This is a genomic window from Micromonospora sp. NPDC047740 (genome assembly GCF_043204735.1).
Lineage (GTDB): Bacteria > Actinomycetota > Actinomycetes > Mycobacteriales > Micromonosporaceae > Micromonospora.
Window position 1 is genome coordinate 138,184 of record NZ_JBIDCT010000015.1, and the last position, 21,560, is coordinate 159,743.

The following is a 21,560-nucleotide window of genomic DNA, read 5'->3' on the forward strand; positions in this document are numbered from 1 at the left end:
GCGTCGAAAAGCCCCATCTGGGCGATCAGAAACTGGACAAGGCGGGCCCCTGCGGGACCCGCCTTGCCGTTTGGCGACTACCTAAGAGGACTTGAACCCCTGGATCGCATCTGCTCTCCGCAACCGTGCTGACTTGGCAGTCATGGACAGCGTAGGCCGATTGGCGTGGCCGTGCAGTCGTCCATATGACAGCTCAACTCACGTTGCCGGAGCTGCGCGCCCCACCGCCGATCTGCAGCGGCCCGTCCATCGAGACGTTGTCGGTGACCGACCACAGGCGCTTGGCCGGCTGGCCGTTCCAGGACGGGTTGCACATGATCCCGGGATTGCAGTTCTGCACCAGGTTGTCGCGGATCGCCATGATCGGGCCGCCGGCGGACAACGCCCAGATGCCGACCCCCGCGCCGGCGGCCACCGAGATCCGGTTGTCGGAGACGAACACGTTGCGCATGCTGCCGATCTTGATGCCGCGGGTCGAGGCCGCGCCGCGCCACCAGGGCTTGTAGAGGTGAATGTCGTTGCCGGTGACCCGGATGGTGCGGCCCTGGATGGGCGGCCCCTTGCGGTACGACACTCCGATATGGACGCCCTCGGCGACCTGGTCGAAGCGGCAGTTCGAGACCTCGACGTCCCCGACGGCGGTCCCGCCGCCGATCACCACCCCGCAGGCGGCCACCGAAACCTCGGCGGCCGCCATCAGCTCCTGCCGGTAGGTGCCGGCGTACTTCTCGCCGAAGGCAGGCTCCACCAGGATGCGGTCGGCGACGCTACGTAGGTGCCTGGCGGCGGCGGAGGGCGTCTGCACCGGACGCGACGGCGGCGAGGCGGCGACCGCCGCCTCCCATGCCCCTTGCGACACGGCCGAGTCGAAGCGGAGGCTGGCACCAGCGGCGGGCAGGGCGACCTGGCGGCGGTCCCGGGCGAGGTCGTCGCCGCGCCGTACGTCAATCCCCTCGCCGATCAGGTAGTCGCGCAGGGTCTTGCGTCCCTCGTCGGTGTCGAAGATCCGCCCGGCGGTCCCGCCGAGGCGCCCCTTCAACGATGTGAGCTGCCGCTTGTAGGTCGGCAACCGTCCCGGGTCCTCGGTGGCCAGGTCCGCCAGCCGCAGCACGTACGCCCCGGCGGTCTCTTTGCTGCGGACGTCCTCGGCGGTGGGCGGATACATCGCGCTCAGCGTTTTCCACTCGCTCTCCGGGACCATCGAGTTCATCCGCACGGCCCACTGGCCGACCCGCACGACGGTGTTCCACTCGCCGCGTACCAGCAGGTTGTCGCGGTCCAGGACGAGCCGGCCGACGAGCTGGGTGGCGAGCTCGCTGCGGAACTTCTCGTCCTGGACCAGCTCGGTGAGGGTGAGCGAGTCCGGGCGGGGCGGGCAGGAGAAGCGGCAGCGGGTGATGACGGCGTGGTCGGGGTTGACCAGGAGCACGCCCTGCTGGCCATGGCCGATGAGGAAGTCCGAGTCGAGTACCCGAACCCGGCCGGGCGGGGTGCCCTGGTCGTTGCGGACGGTCAGGCAGGTGCTGTGCGCAGACGCGCCAGCCACTCCGGCGAGCTGGACGTGCTCGACGGTGACCTCGGCGCAGTTGACCGCGGTGACCGGTCCGAGTCGGCCACCGTCGTCCGCCCGGCCGGGAGTCTCGACCGCCAGGTGGGATACCGACACGGAGCCGCAGTTGTCGAACATCAGCGCGTACTCGTGGCCCTCCACGACGATGCGGCTGGCCGGGCCGCTGCCCAGTAGCCGGATGTTGGCCCGGCCGGTGAAGGTGACTGGTGTGTCGCTGGTGTAAAGGCCGGGGGCGAAGCAGATCAGCACGTCCCCGGCGGGCAATGTGTTGAGGGCCCGCACCCAGTCGATACCCGGCCGGATGGTCAGGGTCGCCCAGCCGCCGGTGGCGCTCGCGGCGAGTTGGTTGATGGCGGCCTGCACGGTGGTCGCCCCGGCCAGCGCCGGACGCCCGGTCGGGTCGTACGACACCCGGTCGGCGCGGGCCAGGCTGGCGGTGAAGGTCAGCGGTAGGTGGGTGGGCTGCCCGGCCTCGTCGAGGAGCTGGGCGGTGACCTCCTGGGTGGCGGTGCCGGAGTCGAGTTGCCAGGCGCAGCGGGCCCGCCCGTCGGTGCCCGTCTCGACGGTGACGCTGGCGGCGGTGGTGGCGCCGGAGGTCACCTTGCCCTGGCCGGTGGTGACGCTGAACCTGACTCGGGCCTTGGCCACCGGCTGGCCCCCCATGGCGACGCCGGCCACCAGGTCGTGGCCGAGCGGCACCAGGGTGGCCGGGCTGGCCGGCACCGGCACGGCCTCCTGGCCGTCCCCGCCGAGCAGGCTCAGGGTGAGCTGCCGGGTCAGCGGGGCGAACACCGGTCGACAGTCGCGCAGTACGCTCCACTGGGTGCCGTCGTACGCGACGATGCCGATCCGGCCGTGCGTCCGGCGGGGACCGTGCGGGGTCTGCGGCACGGGCGTGGTGCCGACCCGCGGCCACTCCACGTCGTGTACCGCCGACCGGGCGGGGAAGGACCACCAGTCTCCGGTCCGGTAGCTGCCCGAGGCCGCGAAGCGGATCTTGATGCCGAGCTCCAGGTCGAGTTCGGCGCCGCCGGCCGGGACGGTGCCCCGCCCGTCCCAGCGGCGCACCCGCGGCCGTTTCGGGAAGTCGGCCCGATTGAGGCTGCCGGTTGCGGTGGCGGGCCGGATCACGATCCGGTCGCTCTCCACCCGGTCGACCTGGACCAGGGTGCCGGGCACGCCGTTCTGCTCCCGGGTGTCGTCGGTCAGCTCCACCCAGGAGCCGTTGGCGAAGCCGGCGCTGCCGTCCCGCCCGGGGACCTTCACGGTCAGCACGTCGACGTCGATGCTTTCCCAGGTAGCCAGGGTGGAGGCGTTGTCCCGGGACCAGACGTAGGTGGCCGTGCCCGGGGCGCCGCCGGCCAAGATCTCCACCCGGTAGTACTGGTTGTCCAACCCGGCGTACGGCGATCCGGCCGGGATGACGCAGTCGCCACCGGAGGTGCCGGTCGGGTCGGCGCGCACGGCGAGGGTGCCGGTGGAGGCGGCGGTCAGCTCGGCCCAGCCGGGCGGGGTGTCCGCGCAGCCGACCGGGGCGTTCGGCGGCCCGGCCTGCAACAACCGCACCTGCCAGGCGGTGCGCAGGCGGGTGGTGGTGTCCGGGCCGCCGAGAGCTACCTCGCGCAGGCTCGGGTCCTCGATGGCGGTCAGGTGCTGGGACCACACCTGCAGCCAGGCGACGTACACCCCGGCGGGAACCGCGGCGCCGGCGGCCAGCCAGGTGCCGTCGAGCTTGCGCACGAACGGCCCGGCCGCCGGGACGTCGGGCTGGGCGAAGACGGAGACCTGGGCGTCGTTCTCGCACAGCACCCCGTCGAGGTAGTACCGGCCGGCCGACAGCTTCAGGTCGGCGCCGCCGGTGAGCGCGAACGCCCCGTCGACCAGCGGCGCGCCGGCCGCGCCGACCACGTCGGTCAGCGCCGTCGCCCGCAGATGCCCCTGGATGTCCTGCTGCTCGTTCCAGTCCGCGTCCAGGTCCACCCGGCCCTGCTGCTTGCGTACGCTCGTGGCGTGCCGCCGCTGGTCGAAGGTGGAGCGGCTGATGTCGCCCTTCATCGTGGGTATCCTCCGGTGGGCAGGACGGGTAGGGGAGCGGCCACTCGCCCCAGCGGCAGGTACTCCGCCAGCGCGAGGGCGAGGTTGTTGAGGCGTTGCGGGGTCAGGGCGCGCCGGAACGCGCCCATCTCGGCGCCGGACTCCGCGCCGCTGTGCAGCTCGGCGGCGGCGGTTTCGGCGAGCCGGCCGTACGTGGCGTTGCCGTAGCTGGTGCTGGCGAAGGCCGGTCCGACGCGGGTGGCCACGTCGGGATCGCCGGGGCGGGCCTGCTGGGCCAGGTCCGGCTGGCAGCGGTACCGGCGTGGGGTGACCGAGCCGGGCCGCAGGTAGCTGAAGCGGACGTGGCCCTGCTGCCGCCGGGCCACCGTGACCGGCTGGTCGAAGAGACAGTCGGTGGCGGTCAGCACCCGCGCGGTGGTGGTGCCGATAACGGTCACCCCGGCCAGGTCCGCCTCGGCGTCCGGGGCGGCGATCCCGCCGTGCACCAGGGTGTCGGCCACGGTGAGCGGGCCGCCCCCGATGGCCAGCGCGCCGGTGACGCAGCGGTGTACCAGCACCCGGGTCCGGTCGTTGCCGGCGGCGACGGCCAGCCCGGCCGCCGACGGACCGACGGTGCAGTGCCGCAGTTCGACCCGGCCCAGGCCCGGCCCGCCCCCGACGGGCGCGGTGACGGTCAGCGGCTTGGAGATCAGCAGGCCGTCGACGATCAGCTCGCCGGGGCGGTCGCCGGTGCCGGTCCCGGTGACCGACACGTTGCCGAGCAGGCAGGGTCGGACACCGACCGGGTCGAGGTCGCTCTGCCGGCGTGGCCGATCTGGCGGCCGGGGCCACTGGGCGGCGACGATGCTCAGCCGGCTGCCCTGCCCGACCTGCACGGCCAGGTTCTCCAGGTAGCGGTGGCTGTCCATCAGCACGATCCGCCCGGTGGTGCCCGGGTGGGCGGCCTGCCAGTCATGCCAGGCGGTGACGGCCTCCCCGACCGAGGCGACCACCTCACCCGGGCTGGGCGGCTCGGTGACGCTCACCCCGAGCTGCCAGTCCACCGGCCCGTCGGCCGGGCCCAGGTCACCGCGGCGGGGGTACGGGCCGGCGCCGATGTCGGCGCTGAAGGCGTACCACCAGGAGACGGCGAGGCGGTGCACGGGCCGTCCGGCCGCGACCGTCACCCGGCCGAGCACCGGGTCGACCCGGACCAGGCTGCCGGTTGGCAGCCCCCAGCCGGTCAGGTCGCAGATCCGCAGGTGTTCCAGGGGTACGGGGCGCAGCTCGTCGCCCGGTGTCGGCTGGATCCACACCACGAAGGAGGGGTCATCCTCCCGGAACCAGCGCAGTTCCTCGGCGGCGGGCGGTGCGGCGGAGGTGAGCGCGGCCAGTTCGTCGCGCAGCGGACGGCGGCGCAGCGGGCCGGGCACGTTGGCTTCGTCGGCGCGGTGGTCGATGTCCGGCTCGGTCACCGTCGGTCCGGTGAGCTGCCGGTCCACCCCGGTCGGGTCGATCCACCACCGGCTGTCGGGCAGGTTGGCGGCCGGGGCGGCGGTTGCCCTGTCCAGCCGATAGGACGGCAGCGGCCACACGTACATGCCGATGTTGGGAATGTTGGGGCGGCCCTGCCCGGCGCCCATCGCTCGCACGTCCACGGTCCGGCAGACCGGCTCGAACGGGCCGCCGACCAGTTCGAGAGGCTCGGCGTCGCGGATCGCCGCGGTCGCCGGCGCGGTCGTGACGTGGTTGACGTGCTGGGTGACCACCAGGCGTTCGAAGAACTCGACCGCGGCGGTGCTCCAGCCGGTGTTCGCCCGGGTCAGCTCCTCCAGCGCGGCGGTGGTGCCCTTGCGTCGCCGGAACCGGATGGTGTCGGCGACCCGGGCCCGGTCGGAGAAAGCGGTCCCGTCCGGCAGCGGGTGCAGCCGGCCCGCGCCCACCAACTCGCCGAGATAGGGCACCACCCACTCGGCGCAGGTCTCCACGAACCAGTCGTCGGCGAGCTGGTCGATGTCGGCGTCGAGCAGGACGGCCTGTTCCGCCATCACCTCCACCAGTGCGCGCAGCACACCGCCGGCCGCCTCGTCCTGGCTGCGCAGGGCGGCGGGCAGCAGCGCCCAGATCTCCTCGGCCCTCACGATGCCTCCAGCAGGGTGATGTCACCGGTGTCCGCGGTGAGCAGGTCGGCGGGGAGCAACAGGTCGCCCATCCGGCGGGCCGGGGCGGCCGCGATGACGTCGGCCCGGATGGCGGGCTGTTCGGCGTCGTGCAGCAGCTCCAGCACCACGGCCGCGACCCCCGGCACCTCGTGCAGCAGGGCCTGCACCTGGCTGGCGCGTACCGGCTGGGCGTAGTCGCGGGCGTCGAAGCAGAGGCCGGCGACCAGCGCCGACCGGGCGGCCGCGGCGACCGTGGCGAACCGGTGCCCGGGTGCGACAAGCAGCCGGGCCGTCACCGCGACCCGCCGGCGACGGTGCCCGAGGATCCGCACCGGCACGGCGGGCTGCCGGGCGGCGTCGAGGGCGCGCAGCAGGTCGGCGCGCACCGCAGCGCCCTCCGGGATCGCCGTGCCGTCGGGACCGGCCACGGTGAGCAGGACGATCTGCCGGTGCCCGTCCCAGACCAGGTCCGCGCGGGCCTTGCCGACACCGGCGAACGCGCGGGCGAAGTCGGCGTAGTCGTCGAGGGAGACGACCCGGCCCAGGGTCCGTACCGCAAGCGGGGCGTTGCGGCGCGCCCGGTCCACGCCCTCGGGATCGTCGGCGCCGGCGGCGGGGACCGGATTGGTGACCTCCATCAGGCCCAGCGGTCGGGACAGCGGGATGGTCAGCCGTCCCGGCGCCAGGTCGGCCAGGCGGCCGATCCCGGACCGGTAGGTGGCGACCACGTTGTCCTGCCCGGTGGGCAGCCGCGCCCCGGTCCGGCCGTCGCCGAAAGTGACGGTGACGGTGCCGTCGTCGGCTCTGCGGACGGTGTAGACCCGGGCCGTGGGGGCCTGACCGAGCAGGGCGGGCACCTCCTGCCAGCGCACCCCGTCCACCCAGATCGCCAAGGTGGTGCGCGATCCGCTGGCGGTGGCGGCGGGGACGTGGGTCAGCGGCGTGTGCCGCAGCGTAAAGCGTTGGAACGCCTGCCGGGCGTCGCCGCCGCCGAGCACCTCGGTCCGACTCTCCCCGTGGGTCGCCTGCGCCACGTTGCCCAGCACCCGGACGCTGTCGCGCCGGTAGGCGTGCACGATGGTCGCCTCGAGATCCACCGTGGCGTCGTCGCGAACCCGCCGCACGGTGACCACCTCGCAGACCACGGCGCCGGCCGGATCAACGCCGGTGAGCACCAGCCGTCGGCCGGGTTCCAGGCCGGGCGTCGGGCGGGCCAGCTCCAGGGTGGCCACCCCGGCCAGCGGCGCGGTGCGCGGCACCGGGGCGAGATCGAGCAGCCGGCTGTCCCCGAGCACCACGGTGGTGCGGCGGGAGAACGTGTCCGAGTCGCCGCCCGTCACGGTGACCCGGGTGGTGCGGGCGGCGATCCCGAAGTCCGCCGCCGGCAGGTCCGCGACCGTGCTCACCCGGCGCAGCTGCGGCGTCCCGTCGGTCTCCAGCACCAGCCACGAGCCGGCCACGATCGACGGGTACGACTGGTCCAGGTGCAGCTGGCGGTCCTCCTTGTCGAATGGGGCGTCGGCCCAGGTGTCCTTCCGGGTCGCGTACGCCCCGGGCAGCACCTGTGTGGTGCCCGGGTTCAGCTCACCCACCCGCAGCGCCACAGGCAGCGCCGTCCAGGGCTGGGCGTTGTATCCGAACAGCGCGGCCCGCTGCGCCAGCAGGTGCACCTGCACCCCGGTCACCTGCTGGCGAAGCTCCGCGCCAAGGGCCCGGGCGACCAGTGGCGCGTCCAGCTCCACCACGGTGTACGCGGGCACCAGCTCGCCGCCGTCGAGGGTGGCCGCAGCCGGCGGCAGCACCGCCGTGGCGGCCCGCACCCGGCATACGTCGAACCAGTCGGGGCCGAGCACCAGCAGCGCGCTGCCGGGGGTGAGCACGGTGTCCGTGCCGGCCAGGTACAGCGTGGCATCCCCGGAGCGGGGCGCGCGGGGTTCGGTGACCCGCAGCCCCACCGCGTTGAGCTCGGGCCGGGCGAGCAGCGGTGCGACGGTCTCGAACACCTGGGGCAGCTCGCCGGGGCCGGGGACGCTCTGCGCCTGGCTGCCCACCGGGATCGGCACGCCGTCCGGCGCTCCAGGGGTGGCGCTGACGGTGAAGGAGAGCCAGCTGGTGGCGGCGACGCCGGGGCGCAGCTCGTATCCGATGGCCCGGGCCAGCATCAGCACCGAGCCGCGCTCGGTCGCGGTGCCGAGGAACCCCTCGTTGGCGATCCGCTCCTGATAGAAGGCGAGCACGTCCAGGGTGGTCGCCCAGGCGTGCAGCAGGGCGATCGCCGGGTCGTCGACCTCGCGCGTGGTCAGGCCGGCCAGTTCCGGGCGGGCGCCCAGCCCGCCCACCATGTCCGCGGCGAAGTCCGCCTGCCGGCCCAGCCGGTAGTCGATGCCCTCGCGGCCGGGCGGGTTGGGGCCGCGGCCCACTTGTGTCGTCACAGTCCACCCACCAGGTCGAGGTGCAGAATGCCGTGCTCCGGCACGCTGGGGTTGTTGTCGAGGCGGATCACTTCGGCGTCGCCGGCGCGCAGCACCTGGGCGGTCAGCTCATTCCCGGGTGCCACCCCGACCGGGTGCAGCTCGGTGACCCGGACGTCGGTGACGCCCGGGACGGCGACCGCCGCGGCGAGCACCTGGCTCACGTAGAGCGGGGTGCCGAAGCTGAACCGGTCGGGGTGGAAGAACCCGCGGTCCCCGCCGGGCAGGTCCCGGTCGGAGAAGAGGTCCAGCAGGGCCCGGCGGACGTCGGAGCGGAAAGTGCCGGGGGTCACGCACACCCACAAACGCAGCTCGACCGGCAGGTCGACCGGGTCGCGCAACTGCAGGTCGTACCCGGCCACCCGGAACCGGTCGAGCCGGCCCGCCAGCCGGCGGGCCAGGCCCGGCTCGTCGGCCAGCCGCTGGCCGCCGACCAGGTCGAGGGTGAGGAACACCGTCCACCAGGAGCCGGTCCACCGGATCCGGGCGGTGGCGTTGTGCACCTCCGGCAGCCGCAGCGCCGCGGCCACCCAGTCGTCGGTGGTGACCGCGCGTTCCTGGCTCAGAAAGGCGACCGGCGCGTGCTGCCGGGCGTGCTCGATGTCCTCCGGGTCGGTGCCGCCGACGGCGGGCAGCGGGTTGGTCACGCCGAGCACGCCGGAGCGGTCGGTGGCCAGGGTGGTCAGCGCGTTGTGGCCGAGGTTGCCGGACACGCCGCCGCCGCGCCACCAGGTCGCCTGGAACACCGTGCCGGCGGGCGGCCGGCGGCCCGACACGTCGTCGCCGAAGCGCAGGCTGACCCGGCCGTCGCGTTCGCGTTCCGGGACGAAACCCTGGTCGAACCGGTCGGCGTTGAGCAGGTCCCGGCGCGGCCGCCAGATGCCCTCGGTGGTCTCCAGCCGGATCAGCGGCACCGCGGCGTGCGGGTCCTGCTCGAGGGCCTGGCTGGCCGGCGCGTCCGCCGCGAACGGAACGGCTGCCGCCACCGGCTCGGCCGTGAGCACCGGACGCCACCGCGTCTCCGCGGCGGGCGGTAGCTGCCCGCGTACCTGGATGGCGTGCTGGACGGCCACCACGTTGCCTCGGGCGACCGCGCAGGTGACCACGTGGTCGGTGCCCGCACCGGCCACGGGGGCGGTGACGGTGAGCGGGAACGCCAGCCGGTCGGCGACGCTCCACTCCACGTGCAGCACGTTGACCCCCTGCACCGGGTCGGTGTCCGGGCGCACCGACACCAGGCGCACCACCTGCCGGTGCGTCGGGTCGGCGTCGGCCCGTCGGCCGGTGTACGGGGAGACCACCTCCTCGAGCAGGAGCAGGTCGCCGCGGGCCAGACCGGTGGCCGGCTGGTCGACCAGGGTGGCTCCCGTCGCGCCAGCCGGCAGGCGGCAGTCGCGGCCGCCCCAGACGTACAGGGCGATCTCGTTGCGGTCGGCCCGCGGGGCGAGCGCGGTCAACGTCTCGAAGCCGGAGGCGCCGGCGGCCAGCAGCACGGCCGCGTCGGCGGGCCGCACGGTCGGGGTGGCCCGGTCGGCGGCCAGCACGGGGGTGCCGGCCGGGATCCCGCGAGCCTCGACGTCGGACCCGGCGGCGACCCGCACGCTGAGCCAGGCCCGGGCGGCGCAGCCGTCGTGGACGGCGTAGTCGAGCAGCCGGGCGTGCCGGCGCACCGAGATCCGGCTGCGGGCGGTGCCCAGGTACGCCTCGGTGCCGGCGGCGTCCTGCCGGTAGGACAGCCGGTCGGCGACGTGCGCCAGCGCCTCCACCACGGTGATCAGGGGGTCGGCCGGGTTGCGTTCGGCCCAGCCGGGCAGGGCCGCGAGCCGGTCGAGCATCAGCCGCCGGAAGCCGGCGTAGTCCTTGGCGAGGTAGTCGGCCGGGGCGGCGGGCGCCCGGGGCGCGGGGGCGGTGGCCGCCGCCGCGGCCGGATCGAGATCGCTGGGGCAGTTCGCCTTGAAGGAGAACGTCGCCGCCGACAGCACCGGGTCGAACCCCGGCGGCACCTGGTCGTCCACCGCCGAGCGCACCAGCCGCAGCGTGTACGGGGAGAAGTCGCCCGCCCGGTCGACCTGCACGGTGAGCACCGCACCGGCGGCGGCGATGCTGAGCACCCGGACGCCGGTGATCCGTACCCCGCCCTCGACCAGCACGTTCGCGGCGACGAGCGGCGCCCCGGCGGGCACGCCGCCGGGCTGGCCGGGCAGCGGATGCAAAAACCCGACCCGCAGCAGCTTCTGGTCGGCCGCGTCCACCTCGACCCAGTCGATGCCGTTGAACGCGCTGCCGGGGCGGGCGATCTCGGCGCGGCGCTCGTCGTCGGTGCACCGTGCGGTCATGGGTTCCCCCTTGCGATGGAGACCTCCGCCGGCCGGCCGGTGGCGCGCAGCCGGTAGCCGACATGCACCCGCACGGCCGCCTCGGCCAGGTCGACGCGGACCTCGTCCACCTCGATCAGCTCACCGAGCCAGCGCTGCAGCGCGCTGCGGGCCTGCAGTTCGGCGGCACCCACCACCGCGTCGTCGACCGGGGCGAAGAGCAGCTGGCCGAGGCCCGCACCGAAGTCCGGCCGGTTCACCCGCTCGCCGGGCATGGTGAACAGCACCGCCTCCACCAGGTCGGCGACGTGCCGCTCAGGGCTGGCCAGCCCCGAGCGGCCCCGGTTGTCGGGACGCCAGGGAAACGCGGGGTACGTCATGACGCGACCGCCCTGATCTGGAATCCGGCCACTGTCGGTGGCCCCTGCGGGATGCCTTCGGCGCTCATGCCCAGCCCGACGCTGGTGGCGAGCATCGCCGGCTGGCCGTTGACCAGCACCCGGGCGGCCGGGGTGGTCCACTGGATCCGGACGCAGGGCTGGGGTTTGGTGCCCGCGCCGACGGGCACCTGGAACGGGCAGCCGGTGACCGGGTACGCGTCGGTGGCGGTGACGACCGGCAGCCCGTTGACCAGCACCCGGGAGTTGCCGGTCTGCGGGGTGACCGGCCCGGCGTGCGGGCAGGACATGACGGCTCCCACATGCAGCAGTGGTCCGGGCATCACGTCACCGTCAGCGCGGTCTGGTTGACGGCCACGGTCGGCCCGAGCAGCGTGATCGAGGCGCCCTTGCCGTTGGAGATGATGATCCCGGTGTCGTTGATCGAGATCATCGCCCCGGTCAGCGTCTTCAGCAGGATGCCACCGGCCGGGCCGGGGGCGTCGGAGATCATCAGGGTGGCCTGCCCGGGGGTCTGCAACACGATCGGCGGGGTCGGGGGAGGGGCGGAGGCAACCAGCGCGGGGATCTCCGCCTTCGACCCGTACCAGCAGCCGGTCCAGATCGGATGGTCGGCGTCGCCCTGCTCGAACTCCACCCACACCCCGGTGCCGGGCAGCGGCACCGCGAACATGCCCGCCTGGATCCCGGCCAGCGGGAAGCAGGGCATGGCCCAGGTGGACGGGGGCAGCGCGACGTCCGGGACGGTCACCTGGATCCGACCCTGCTGCAACGGGTCGATGTGGTTGACCACGGTGCCGCGATACTTGCCGTAGTACCTGGTCGTCATGTCTGTGCCCTTCCGGAGTTAGAGATCTGCGCATTGCGGCTGAGGCTGAACCGCTGCTTCACCTCACCCGCCTTGACCGTGGTGGTGACGCTCTTGACCGCGTACTCGCCGTCGTAGGCCCGCCCGGCACCGCGCACCCCGACCAGCCGCCGGCACTGCAACAGCCGGCCGTAGCGCAGCACGTCCAACGAGCCGGAGCCGGTGATCACGTTCGCGGACTGGGCGGCGCGGGCCAGGCCCCGGGCGAGCGTCTGCACCACGTCCATCCGCGCGGTGGCGTCGTCGGTGCTGCTCGGGTTGGACCGGCCGATGTTCATCCGCCGGTACGACAGCGGGACCGGGACCTTCCGGCCCAGCGGCGGATTCAGCGGGGTGACGTCCGGCACCGGCAGCGGAATCGGCACCCGCAGCTGCTCCGGGAAGGCGGTGAGCAGGTAGACGGTCTTCTGCACCCCGTCGAACGAGAAGGACAGCGACTCCACGTTGGACCCGGCGTCGGAGTTCACGGTCAACGCCGGCTGGGCCTGGCCGGCGCGGACCTCCGGCCCCCAGTAGGCGGTGTTCACGCCGGGCGTGGGGCCCGGCTCGACGTAGAACGTGTATCCGACCTCGTCGGCGAGCTGGGACAGGTACGCGAAGGCGGTGCCCCGCACCGCCGGGACCCGCTGTACCGGGTTCGGCGCGAAGACCAGCACGCTGGGCACCAGCATCGGCACCACCCCGTACGCGGCGAACGGGGCGAGCAGGGTCAGCACCCGCGCCTCGGCGGGCATGGGCATCGGCAGCCCCGACAGGTCGATCAGGTCCATCATCTGGCTGACGTCGACGCCGGTGAGGGTGAGCGTGGACGCGCCCGCCTCGTTGCTGCGGGCGACGTCGTGCCGGGTGACCACCCCGTCGGAGAGCACCTGCGGGCGGCCGTCGAGGTGCAGCACCAGCAGCACCCGGGTCGGCGGGTCGAGGCTGCCGTCGGCCAGCATCCGCTCCACCCGCGAGCCCCGGCCCATGGCGAAGCGGAGCTGGAACCCTGAACGCTGCCCGGCGTTCTGGGTGACCTGCGCCTCCTGCAACGCCTCCACCAGCTCAAACGGGGCGGCACGGAAGGTCAGCGGCCCGATCAGCAGTTGCAGCCGCACCCCGCTAGGCATCGCCGACCCCCGGGAAGCCCTCGGGCAACGCCACCCGGACCACCAGGCCCGGCTGCTCCAGCTCCGCCGCGTCGAAGGCGCCGTTGGCGTCGCAGAGCTGCCAGAACGCGGACGGGTCGCCGACCGTGCGGGCGGCCAGCAGGTCGGCCCGGTCGCCGTCGGCGACCCGCTCCCAGCCGGCGGTGGCCAGCCGCTCGGCGGGCGGCACGAACCGGCGGCGCAGGTGGACGATCTCCTGGCCGGTGTCGGGGTCGACGGTCACCGCGGTGCCGACCGTCGCGTACCGGCTGTCCGGGAGGATCGCCCCGGCCGACGGTGTGCCGACGCCGCCGGTGCCGGTGGCGGCGAAGACGGTCTCCGCGACGCGGCTGTGGGCGGCCACCAGCGCCGGGTCGATCTCGGTCGGCTCGCTCACGGCAGCCGGCCGATGCCGAGGTCCGTCAGCCGGCCGCCGCGCGCCCGGCCGGCGAGCTGTTCGAGCTGCTGGTGCGCGGCCATCGCCAGGCCGGCGGCGCGGCCGGTGGTGCCCACGTCGTTCACGGTCAGCACCCGCAGACCCAACCGGATCTTGGCGCGGATCGGATTCAGCATGGGGTCGAACGCCTCCTCAGTGATGGTCAGCTCGGTGATGCGTACCGGCCAGAGCCGGCGCCGTCCGAAAGCCAGCAGCACCAGCGGGGCCGGTGGCGGCACGACTTCCAGGGTTCCGGCGGCCAGCAGCGCCGCGGCGTCCTGTACGGCGGTCAGGGCGGGATAGGCCAGTGACTCCAACGCGGCCAGCTGGGCGGTGAGGCCAAGTTCGAGCGCGTCGGGGTTGCCGTCGGGCTCGGCGAGCTGGTCGGCGGCGTCCAGCTCGGCCTCGAGGGTGAGGGTCTGCACCGGCGGGCCGGTGATCCGCAGCGCCTCGGCTTTCGCGCCGCCCTCGGCGCCGCCGGTCTTGAGCTGGAAGCCCCGGGTCAGCGTGTCCGGGTTGTACTGAAGGGTGATCACGCGTCGGGTCCGGCCGCTGTCCGGGTCGAGGACGACCAGGCCGGCGCGGAGCAGACGAGGGCTGAGCGGACTGGTCAAGGGGTGCCTCCAGTGGTGGGACGACTCCAGCGGATGTGCTCCGCGACGGCCCGGGTGATGCGGCCGGTGAGCAGCTGCGGATTCAGCCCGTCGAAGCTCAGCGAGCAGTCGGTCAGGTCGGTGATCCGGATCTGGCCGGTGGACAGACCGACGTTGTCGAACAGCAGGTTGACCCGGGCCACGGTGGCGCTGCGCAGCGCGATGGGCCGCAGGGCGCCCGGCCGGCCGATCCCCGCGGAACCACGCCTCAGCGCGCCGCCGACCGTGAGATGTACCAGGGCGTCGGGGGCCAGCACGATCTCGTTGTCGCCGCCGAGTGGCAGGGTGATCTCCCGCGGGTTGTTGACCGACAGGTCGACGTCGATGTTGCGGATCGCCAACCGGCCGGGCGGCTCCGTCGACGGCTCGTCGTCCTGCAGGTCCGCGATGGTGTGAATCAGGTCGTCGCGGGATTCCGTGGCCGGACGCAGCAGCCGGTTGAGGCGGATGAGGTGCGCTCGGGCCTGCTCGACCTCGCCGGTGGTGAGCCGCCAGCGCAGCAGGTCGATGTTGTTCGGCTCCTGCATGCCCGCGGCTTCCGGTGCGGCGTTCGGCAGCGTCACCCGGTAGATCAGGTCGTCGCCCTCGAGGGTGAAGCGGCCCGGTGTCCACCAGGGCAGCGCGCCGGTGAGCCGCCGGTAGTCCAGCGCTCCGTTGCGGACGGCCAACCGGACCTCCCAGGTCCGCTCGCCGTACAGGAAGCCGTCGTGGGCGACGTCGAAGTCGATGTGGCCGTTGAGGCTGTCGAGGACCTCGCCGAGGTGGTAGGTGTCCAGGTTCCGCAGCAGGGCGTCCCACTGCGTGGCCATGGCGGCGCGTCGTTGCGCGCTCGTGGTGCGGGCGGCTGGGGTCGGCGCGCCGAGTAGCGCGCCGACGTCCAGGCTGAATGTGGCGTTGCGGATGTCCAGCGAGGGCAGTTCACCGGCGCCGGAGTTCAGGTCGTGGGTGAGGTCACCGAGCAGGCCCTGCTCGACGAAGACGTGCAGGCCGAGGCCGGGATCGGTGAAGGTCAGGCCGGTGACCTCCCCGCCGGTGGCGGTCACCCGTCGGCCGGGGGTTGCCGCGCCGCCGGGCGTCGCCGGTTCCTGCTCGTAGCCGATCGAGGTGAACCGCAGCCCGTACTCGGGCCGCCCGGCGGGCGCGCCGAGCAGCCGCAGTGCCCGCCGGGAGTCGGAGATGACCTGGGCGCTGATCGCGGTGAGGGTCGGTTGACGCAGGTCGAGCCGTAGGCCGCCGTAATCGAGGAAGTTCACGGTGAGACCGGCGGCGCCGAAGTCGGCGGTGCCGCCGGCGAGGAAGGCGCCAATGTCGAAACCGACCCGGGGGGCGCTGATCGCGGCGATGTCCAGCCCGCCGAGGATCCGCATCCCCTCCGCGGTCTGGGTCGGCTCCACCAGGAACCCGTCCAGCGGCGGGGCCGGCCGCAGCCGCAACTCACCGAGCACCGCCTCGCGGTCGGGATCCAACCGGATGGTCGTACCGTCTCCGAGGTCGACCAGCAGGCCGCTGGCCAGGGTCCGCTCGACCACCAGTTCGCGCAGCAGCAGCGCGCGGAGGCGGCCGCCGGGGGTGCCGGGCGGGTGCAGGTCGATTCTGGCGCGCGCGGTGATCCCCATCAGGCTGATCGCGCCCTCACCTTGAGGGATGCGCAGGCCAAGCGACTGCCCCTGCCAGTTGAGCGCGTCCACCGCGACGGTGGCCAGCCGTAGCCCCGGCTCGCCGTCCGGGCCGATGTCGATCCGGTCCGGGCCGATCCGGATCAGCCCGGTGTCCAGGTCCTGGATCCCCACGTGCTGGGTGTGTTCGCCCGGTCGGGGTCCGAGGCCGAGGTGCCCCTCACCCCCGACCACCCGGGCATCGATCCGGCCGCCCCGGCCGAAGGCGAGGGTGAGCTGGGCCGCCCAGAGCGCACCGTCGACGTGCAGCGCCTCGTCGACCCGTCCGGCGATCTCCAGCCGGGTGGCGCCGGTGGTGAGCCCGCCGGCCACCAGCCCGGCGGCCCGCGACCAGTGCAGGTCATGCAGGCTCACGTCTAGAATTTCCAGCGGTGGCAGGTCGGGTACGCCGGCCGGGAGCCGTTGCCCCCGGCCGATTCCCACGTCCAGCACGCCGCTGCGGTAGCGCAGGTCGCGGCCGGTGATCCGGTCGATGTGCAGGTGCTTGACGACCAGGTCGGCGGTGCCGGGGACGATCTTGTCGTCCGGGCCGCGCCGCTCGGGGGTGCTGTCCCAGCGGCCGGTGACGGTGACTCCGTCCAGCACCGTCGGGCCACGGGAGGAGATGCGACCGTCACCGGCCCGCCAGTCGATCGCGGAGAGCTCGATGCGGGCGGGCCCGATGTCTTCGAACCGCAGGCCGCCGGCCTGCTCGGTGACGATCCGTCCCCCCAGGCCGGCCCGGCGGACGGTGACCACGCCGTCCGCGGTACGCATCGTGGTGTCGGTCAGGGTGAGCCCGTCCAGCTGGACCCGCTGGCTGTCGACGGGATCGCTGATGATCCGCCCGGTGTCCGGATCCACCTGGTGGTCGCGGGCGCGGATCAGGTCGACCGTGACGGCGGCGGCCAGGTCGCGGCGTGCGGAGCTGGAGTTGTCACCGGGGTCCGCTGACTCCGGCGCTGATCCGGTCGGTCGGCCGCTTATCGTGCCGGTGATGGTGGTGGGGTCGCCCTGCAACGCCCGGGAGACCACGGCGAACCGCAGCTGGTCGAGTTGGGTGATGCTCAACCGTCCGGAGTAGGTCATCTCCTCGCCGGACAGGTCCAGGTCGAGGTCGCGGAGTCGGAGCCCGATCAGCGCGCCGGAGGTGGCCTCCGCCGAGTAGCCGGGAGCGGGATCGGTGACGTCCATGCCGACCTGGTCGGCGTCGATCCGGTCGATCTCCATCGTGCGGATCAGCGCGCCGCGGACCTGTCGGCCGCCCGCCGCCGCGCCGGTCCGCACCAGCACGTCCAGGCTCGTGCGGCCGATGCGGGTGCTGCCGGTGGAATAGAAGCGGCGGGTGGGTGAGCGGAACGCGGCCCCGGTCAGTTCGGTGTGCTCCACCACCAGGTCGGGCAGTTCCAGGTCGTCGCCGCGGGGGACCACCCGGCCGTGGATCGCCTCGCCGGGCTGGCCGTCGGCGCGGGTGGGCGCGGTGAAGGCGATCCGGGTGGCGGTCGTGCTGGGCGTCGTGACGCCGGTGATGGCGAGGTCGCCGACGCCGAAGCCGACGGCGGACCGTCCGGCGGGCAGCCCCTGCGCGCCGGCCGGGGCGGCCAGTTCCGCGGGCAGGGCCCCGCCGTCGGCGTTGTCCAGGTCGGCCCGCAGCCGCAGCCGGTGCGCGTCGAGGCGGTCCACGGTGGTCGCGCCGGTGTGCAGGTCGGTGGCGGTGACCTCGGCGAGGCGGAGTTCGACGCCCAGCGTGGCCGGGTCCATGGTCGCGCTCAGCCCGGTCGCGGTGAGCCCGCCGATGGTGAGGCCGAAGTATCGCCGTGCCTGTTCCCGCAGCTGCTGAAGCTCCCGCTCCTGGATGGCGGTGCGGTGCCGCGGGATATACCGGCGGGCCTCGTCGACCGGCTCGGCGGGCAGCGATTCCAGGTCCCGCAGCCGACCGAGGTCGGTCACCCAGCGGGTCAGCTCGGCCCGCCGGGTGGCCCACGCCGGTTCGTCGGGCAGGGCGCGCACCTGCGCGGCGACCTGCTCTGGGGTGGGCAGTTCACCGGCCGTGATTCGGACGGCCGGTTCGCCGTCGGCGCCGGGCAGCAGCCGTACGCCGGCGACGCTGACCGAGCCGGTGCTGGCCCGGGCGGTGGCGACCGGGTCGGCCGGTGCCCGGTCCTGGCGGAACCGGGATATCAGCTCGTCGTCGGGCAGGTACTGCCCGGAGCGGGACGGCATCGAACCCTCGGCGTGGATCGGGTCGATCTCCAGCCCGGCGGCCTCGACCTGGCCGGTCAGCCCGGTCACTCGGATGCCGCCGATGTCGATGGTGCCGCCGGTCGACTGCCGCAGGCGGTCGGACAGGTCGATCATCTGGCGCCGTTCGGCCTCGGTCAGCGAGTCGGCGTGCCAGCGGTGCCGTGCCTCCAGCGTGTGCAGCTCCCGCTCCAGCGGCTGCAGCTCGGTGAGCTGGGTGGTGACCGCGGTCAACCGCTCCTGCAGCGCGGCGCGGTCCGGGCCGGTGGCCCGGCCGAGCCGTTCCCGCAGCGACTCCCGCTCGGCGCGCAGCTGGGCCGGCAGGGTGTTGCCGAGGCCGATCAGGGTGCGGCCGACCTCGATCCGGCCGATCTGCTGCATGCCGGCGAAGGAGAGTCCCTCGGCGGTGGCGCTGGCGAAGCTGACCTGCAGCGAGTGCAGCATCGCCACCGCGTCCTGGGCCCGCTCGCCCACCGTGCGGGGCGGGCGGAACACCCCGTCGGTGAGCAGGCCGAGGGTGGCGTTGGCCAGCGGCGCGAAGATCTCCCCGGCGGTCAGCGAGGTGAACTGCCGGGCCAGGAAGGGAGCACCGGCGGTGTACGGGGCGAGCAGCGCGTCGCTGATCTTCGACAGGAACGGCAGTCCGCCGTAGAACGAGATGACGTTGTGCAGCAGGTGGATCAGCGGGTTGATGATCGGGATGCCGATCCAGCCCCGCCGGCTGGGTTCGGTCACATCCTCATCGCCGGTCGCCCCGGTGCGGAAGCCCAGCGTGGACAGTCCGAACCGGGACAGCCCGAGCAGCCCGCCGGGCAGTGAGTCGCTGGCATACACCACGTCGGAGACGCTCAGTGCGCTCATCCCGACCTGCCCGCCGACCGGCCGTTCGTACCCGCGGTCGGAGAAGGAGGCGACGACGTCCAGGTCGGTCAGGGTGATCCGGCCGGTGCGCAGCGAGCTGCCGGTGAAGGTGCGGTTGACGCTGTCGATCTCCAGCCGGGGCAGCCGGATCCGCAGGATGCCCTGCCGGGCGTCGACCGCCAGAGACAGTTTGTTGGCCTCTTCGCGGTCGGTGTCGCGCAGCCGGGCGCCGGCGAGGTCACCGCTGATCCATTGGGCATCGTGCAGGTCGAACTCGTGCACGGTGATCTGCGGGGTGAACATGCTCAGGCCGGCACGGCTGAGGAAGAGCGTCTTCAGCCCTACCGCGACCAGCCGGGCCAGGTCGCCGAGCACGGTGGGAGTGCCGTTGGTACGCAACATCTCCGGCTCGAAGGAGGGCTGGCGTTCGGCATGGTAGAGACGCAGCTCGTCGACGAGCACGGCCAGCTGCGGCACCCGGTCGGCGCGCACGTCACGCGAGCGCAGGAACACCCAACGCCGGTCGTCCAGGGCGTACAGCTGGATGATCAGCGACCGCAGCTCGGCGGCCCGCTCGGCCCGCCACAGCCGGTCGTCGCGCAGCCGGTCGCGCAGCTGGTCGCGGGCCTCCACCCGGCGGGGAGCGGAGATCGCGGTGACCGCGAGGGAGGCGCGCATCTGCGGGGTCATCCCCGACCGCATCCGGGCCCACCGGTCGGGATTCTCGGCCTCCAGCCGGGCCTGATCGGCCGCCGACAGGTTCCGCACGAGCTGGAAGGCCAGCCAGGCCTCCCGGGGGTTGACCGCCCAGTCGGTCAGCCCGATGTCGAGCAGTTGGCGCACCTGCCGTTCCAGGTGGGCGGGGTCGCGCAGGGCGAACAGGTCGAGCAGCTCGGGGCGCCACATCTCGTGGGTGAGGTACGCGTCGGGCAGCGCGTCGAGGATGCGGTCCAGGTCGCGCAGGGTGTCCAGGCGGCGGACCGCGGTGCGCAGCGCCTCCCGGCCGCGTAGCGCCGCGTCGGCGGTCTCGTCGGCGGGCCGGTCGTGCCCGATGAGCCGGCGCACCAGCTGGACGGCGATGTTCCCGTTGAGTCCGTCCTGCACCTTATGGTGGATGTCGGCGACGATCTGCTCGGCGTCGACCTGACCGGGGCTGCGCCGGGCCCGGTCGAGCGGTTCGGCCAGGGTACCGACGCCGGTGTACGCGCCGCCGAGGACGTCCTCGGCGGGGATGTTCTCCTCCAGCCGGTCGAACCAGCGGCCCTCGTCCAGCCGCCGCCACCGGTCCTGCGTTGCCAGCGGCAGACTGCGCAGCAGCAGGTACGCGAAGCGGGCCTCCCGGTCCCGGATCTCCCAGTCGAAGATGCCGTACGACAGCAGCCCTTCGATCCGGGCCAGGTTCTGGTGCTCCTCCCGGGCGGCCAGGACGACCAGCAGCCGCGGGCCGAGGTCCGCGTCGACCCGCTTGTCCTCCCACGGCAGCTGGTCCAGGAGCGTGTCGATGTGGCGGGCCTCGTCGAGGCGGCGTACCGCGTGCCGTAGTCGCGGTCCCGGCTCGGGCGGGCCGGCGCTGGCTGGGGCGTCGGCGGTGGGTGGGGTCGGGGCGAGGGCGGCCAGAAGTTCCAGCGCCTCGCCGTCGCGGTGTTCGCCGATCAGCCGCTCGGCCTGGCGCTGCCGTTTGGTCAGGTCGGTGTCCTGGTCGAGCCGGGTCGCCTCGGCGACCTCGTCGCGCAGCGCGCTGACCTGCTCGCGCCGGGCGTCGTCGTCGCGTGGCGGCCGTTGCGTCAGCAGGCCCTGGAAGTACGACTTCCGGTCACCGGCCAGTAACTCCCGCAGCACGCTGCTGCGCAGGGCACGCAGCACGTTCGCCGCGGTGAGCTGCTCGATCGGGCCGAGCCCTTCGGTGCTCAGGCCGTGCACGTTGCCGGTTTCCAGCTGCCGGAGCTGGCCGGGCGGCTGGCCGCCGAGCGCGGCCAGCGCGGCGCGCGGGTAGAGCCGGTGGTGGCCGTCGTCGAGGTGGCGGGCCAGATCGAGGCACCGCGGCGGGGGGAGGCTGCGCACCAGGCTGCGGGCGGCCAGGAAGGGCAGCTTGTCCAGCACCCGCAGGCAGCCTCGCACGTCGTCGCCGGAGACCCACAGCCCGTCCAGCAGGTCGATGATCCGCGCCCGTTCCGCCTGGTAGCGGCGGTCCACCAGGTCGCTGAGTTCCGCTTCCGGCGGCCGGGTCGCGGCCTGTTCGGCCGCCTGTGAGCTGGGCGCGGCCGGGCCGGGGCGCGGTGCAGCGGTGAGCACGCCGGTGTCGGCGGCGACCGCGCCGGCGGGCAGCCGCGCCGCCGGTGTCCAGAGCGCCTGGCCGGCCGCGGCCGCCTCCGCCAGCGCCCGGGCCTCCGCCTCCGGGTCGGTCGCGTGCTCCGTCGGGTACGCCGTTGCGGCCGTGCCGGCGGCCTGGCTACCGCCCTGACCTGCCTCGCCCGCCTGGGCCAGGTGCCCGAGCTCGTGGGCCAGCAGCGCCCGTCCGGTCGACCGGCGCGGGTCGTATCCGGGGGCCAGATAGAGCGCGCCGTCGGCGTAGAGCCCCTTGGCGCCGTGGTTGACGGCCCGTCGCCCGGCCTCGCCGAGGTGCACCTGGACGGCGTCGGGGCGCAGGCCCAGCGCGGGGGCGTACCGGCCGACCAGGTCCCGGGTCAGTTCGGCCAGGGCCTCGTCCCGGGCCGGGGCGCTGCCCGCCGGCTGCTCGCGGACGGCCGCCTCGCGCTCGTTCATGGGTCC

Annotated in this window: 11 protein-coding genes; all 11 read right to left on the bottom strand. The window is 73.9% G+C overall.

The genetic code is table 11. The features are described 5' to 3' along the window. Positions 1-193: 193 nt before the first annotated feature. From ACGF4F_RS26390 to ACGF4F_RS26440, 11 genes are read right to left on the bottom strand one after another with little or no spacing between them, the layout of a single operon-like run. Positions 194-3,625, bottom strand: coding sequence for a DUF6519 domain-containing protein (locus tag ACGF4F_RS26390; protein WP_393081272.1), 3,432 nt, complete (start codon positions 3,623-3,625; stop codon positions 194-196). Beyond that, on the bottom strand, positions 3,622-5,745 hold the full coding sequence (locus tag ACGF4F_RS26395) for a hypothetical protein (protein WP_393081275.1): 2,124 nt from the start codon (positions 5,743-5,745) through the stop codon (positions 3,622-3,624). Before ACGF4F_RS26395 ends, ACGF4F_RS26390 begins: the two co-directional genes overlap by 4 nt. After that, positions 5,742-8,198 carry a putative baseplate assembly protein gene (locus ACGF4F_RS26400; RefSeq protein WP_393081278.1) on the bottom strand — a complete coding sequence of 819 codons (2,457 nt, stop codon included), beginning with the start codon at positions 8,196-8,198 and terminating at the stop codon, positions 5,742-5,744. Before ACGF4F_RS26400 ends, ACGF4F_RS26395 begins: the two co-directional genes overlap by 4 nt. Continuing rightward, positions 8,195-10,573 (bottom strand): baseplate J/gp47 family protein, encoded by a 2,379-nt coding sequence (locus ACGF4F_RS26405; protein WP_393081281.1) that lies wholly within the window; start codon positions 10,571-10,573, stop codon positions 8,195-8,197. Before ACGF4F_RS26405 ends, ACGF4F_RS26400 begins: the two co-directional genes overlap by 4 nt. After that, a complete protein-coding gene (locus ACGF4F_RS26410) occupies positions 10,570-10,932 on the bottom strand; it encodes a GPW/gp25 family protein (RefSeq protein WP_357444588.1) in 363 nt (120 codons plus the stop codon). Before ACGF4F_RS26410 ends, ACGF4F_RS26405 begins: the two co-directional genes overlap by 4 nt. Beyond that, positions 10,929-11,273, bottom strand: coding sequence for a hypothetical protein (locus ACGF4F_RS26415; RefSeq protein WP_357444591.1), 345 nt, complete (start codon positions 11,271-11,273; stop codon positions 10,929-10,931). Before ACGF4F_RS26415 ends, ACGF4F_RS26410 begins: the two co-directional genes overlap by 4 nt. Then, positions 11,273-11,779: a phage baseplate assembly protein V gene (locus tag ACGF4F_RS26420; RefSeq protein WP_357444594.1), complete on the bottom strand. Its 507-nt coding sequence runs from the start codon at positions 11,777-11,779 to the stop codon at positions 11,273-11,275. The genes ACGF4F_RS26415 and ACGF4F_RS26420 overlap by 1 nt, the downstream gene beginning before the upstream one ends. Then, entirely contained in the window at positions 11,776-12,927 is a 1,152-nt protein-coding gene (locus tag ACGF4F_RS26425) for a hypothetical protein (RefSeq protein WP_393081286.1), read from the bottom strand. The genes ACGF4F_RS26420 and ACGF4F_RS26425 overlap by 4 nt, the downstream gene beginning before the upstream one ends. Next, complete coding sequence (locus ACGF4F_RS26430) at positions 12,920-13,342, bottom strand: hypothetical protein (protein ID WP_393081289.1); 423 nt, start codon at positions 13,340-13,342, stop codon at positions 12,920-12,922. Before ACGF4F_RS26430 ends, ACGF4F_RS26425 begins: the two co-directional genes overlap by 8 nt. After that, complete coding sequence (locus tag ACGF4F_RS26435; RefSeq protein ID WP_357444603.1) at positions 13,339-13,995, bottom strand: hypothetical protein; 657 nt, start codon at positions 13,993-13,995, stop codon at positions 13,339-13,341. The genes ACGF4F_RS26430 and ACGF4F_RS26435 overlap by 4 nt, the downstream gene beginning before the upstream one ends. Then, a complete protein-coding gene (locus tag ACGF4F_RS26440) occupies positions 13,992-21,554 on the bottom strand; it encodes a DUF4157 domain-containing protein (protein WP_393081293.1) in 7,563 nt (2,520 codons plus the stop codon). Before ACGF4F_RS26440 ends, ACGF4F_RS26435 begins: the two co-directional genes overlap by 4 nt. Positions 21,555-21,560 lie beyond the last annotated feature (6 nt).

Bases quoted from the DNA above. Each gene is read 5' to 3' on its own strand.
- ACGF4F_RS26390 (WP_393081272.1), bottom strand. From the start codon at position 3,625: ATGAAGGGCGACATCAGCCGCTCCACCTTCGACCAGCGGCGGCACGCC.
- ACGF4F_RS26440 (WP_393081293.1), bottom strand. From the start codon at position 21,554: ATGAACGAGCGCGAGGCGGCCGTCCGCGAGCAGCCGGCGGGCAGCGCC.
- ACGF4F_RS26425 (WP_393081286.1), bottom strand. From the start codon at position 12,927: ATGCCTAGCGGGGTGCGGCTGCAACTGCTGATCGGGCCGCTGACCTTC.
- ACGF4F_RS26405 (WP_393081281.1), bottom strand. From the start codon at position 10,573: ATGACCGCACGGTGCACCGACGACGAGCGCCGCGCCGAGATCGCCCGC.
- ACGF4F_RS26415 (WP_357444591.1), bottom strand. From the start codon at position 11,273: ATGCCCGGACCACTGCTGCATGTGGGAGCCGTCATGTCCTGCCCGCAC.
- ACGF4F_RS26410 (WP_357444588.1), bottom strand. From the start codon at position 10,932: ATGACGTACCCCGCGTTTCCCTGGCGTCCCGACAACCGGGGCCGCTCG.
- ACGF4F_RS26420 (WP_357444594.1), bottom strand. From the start codon at position 11,779: ATGACGACCAGGTACTACGGCAAGTATCGCGGCACCGTGGTCAACCAC.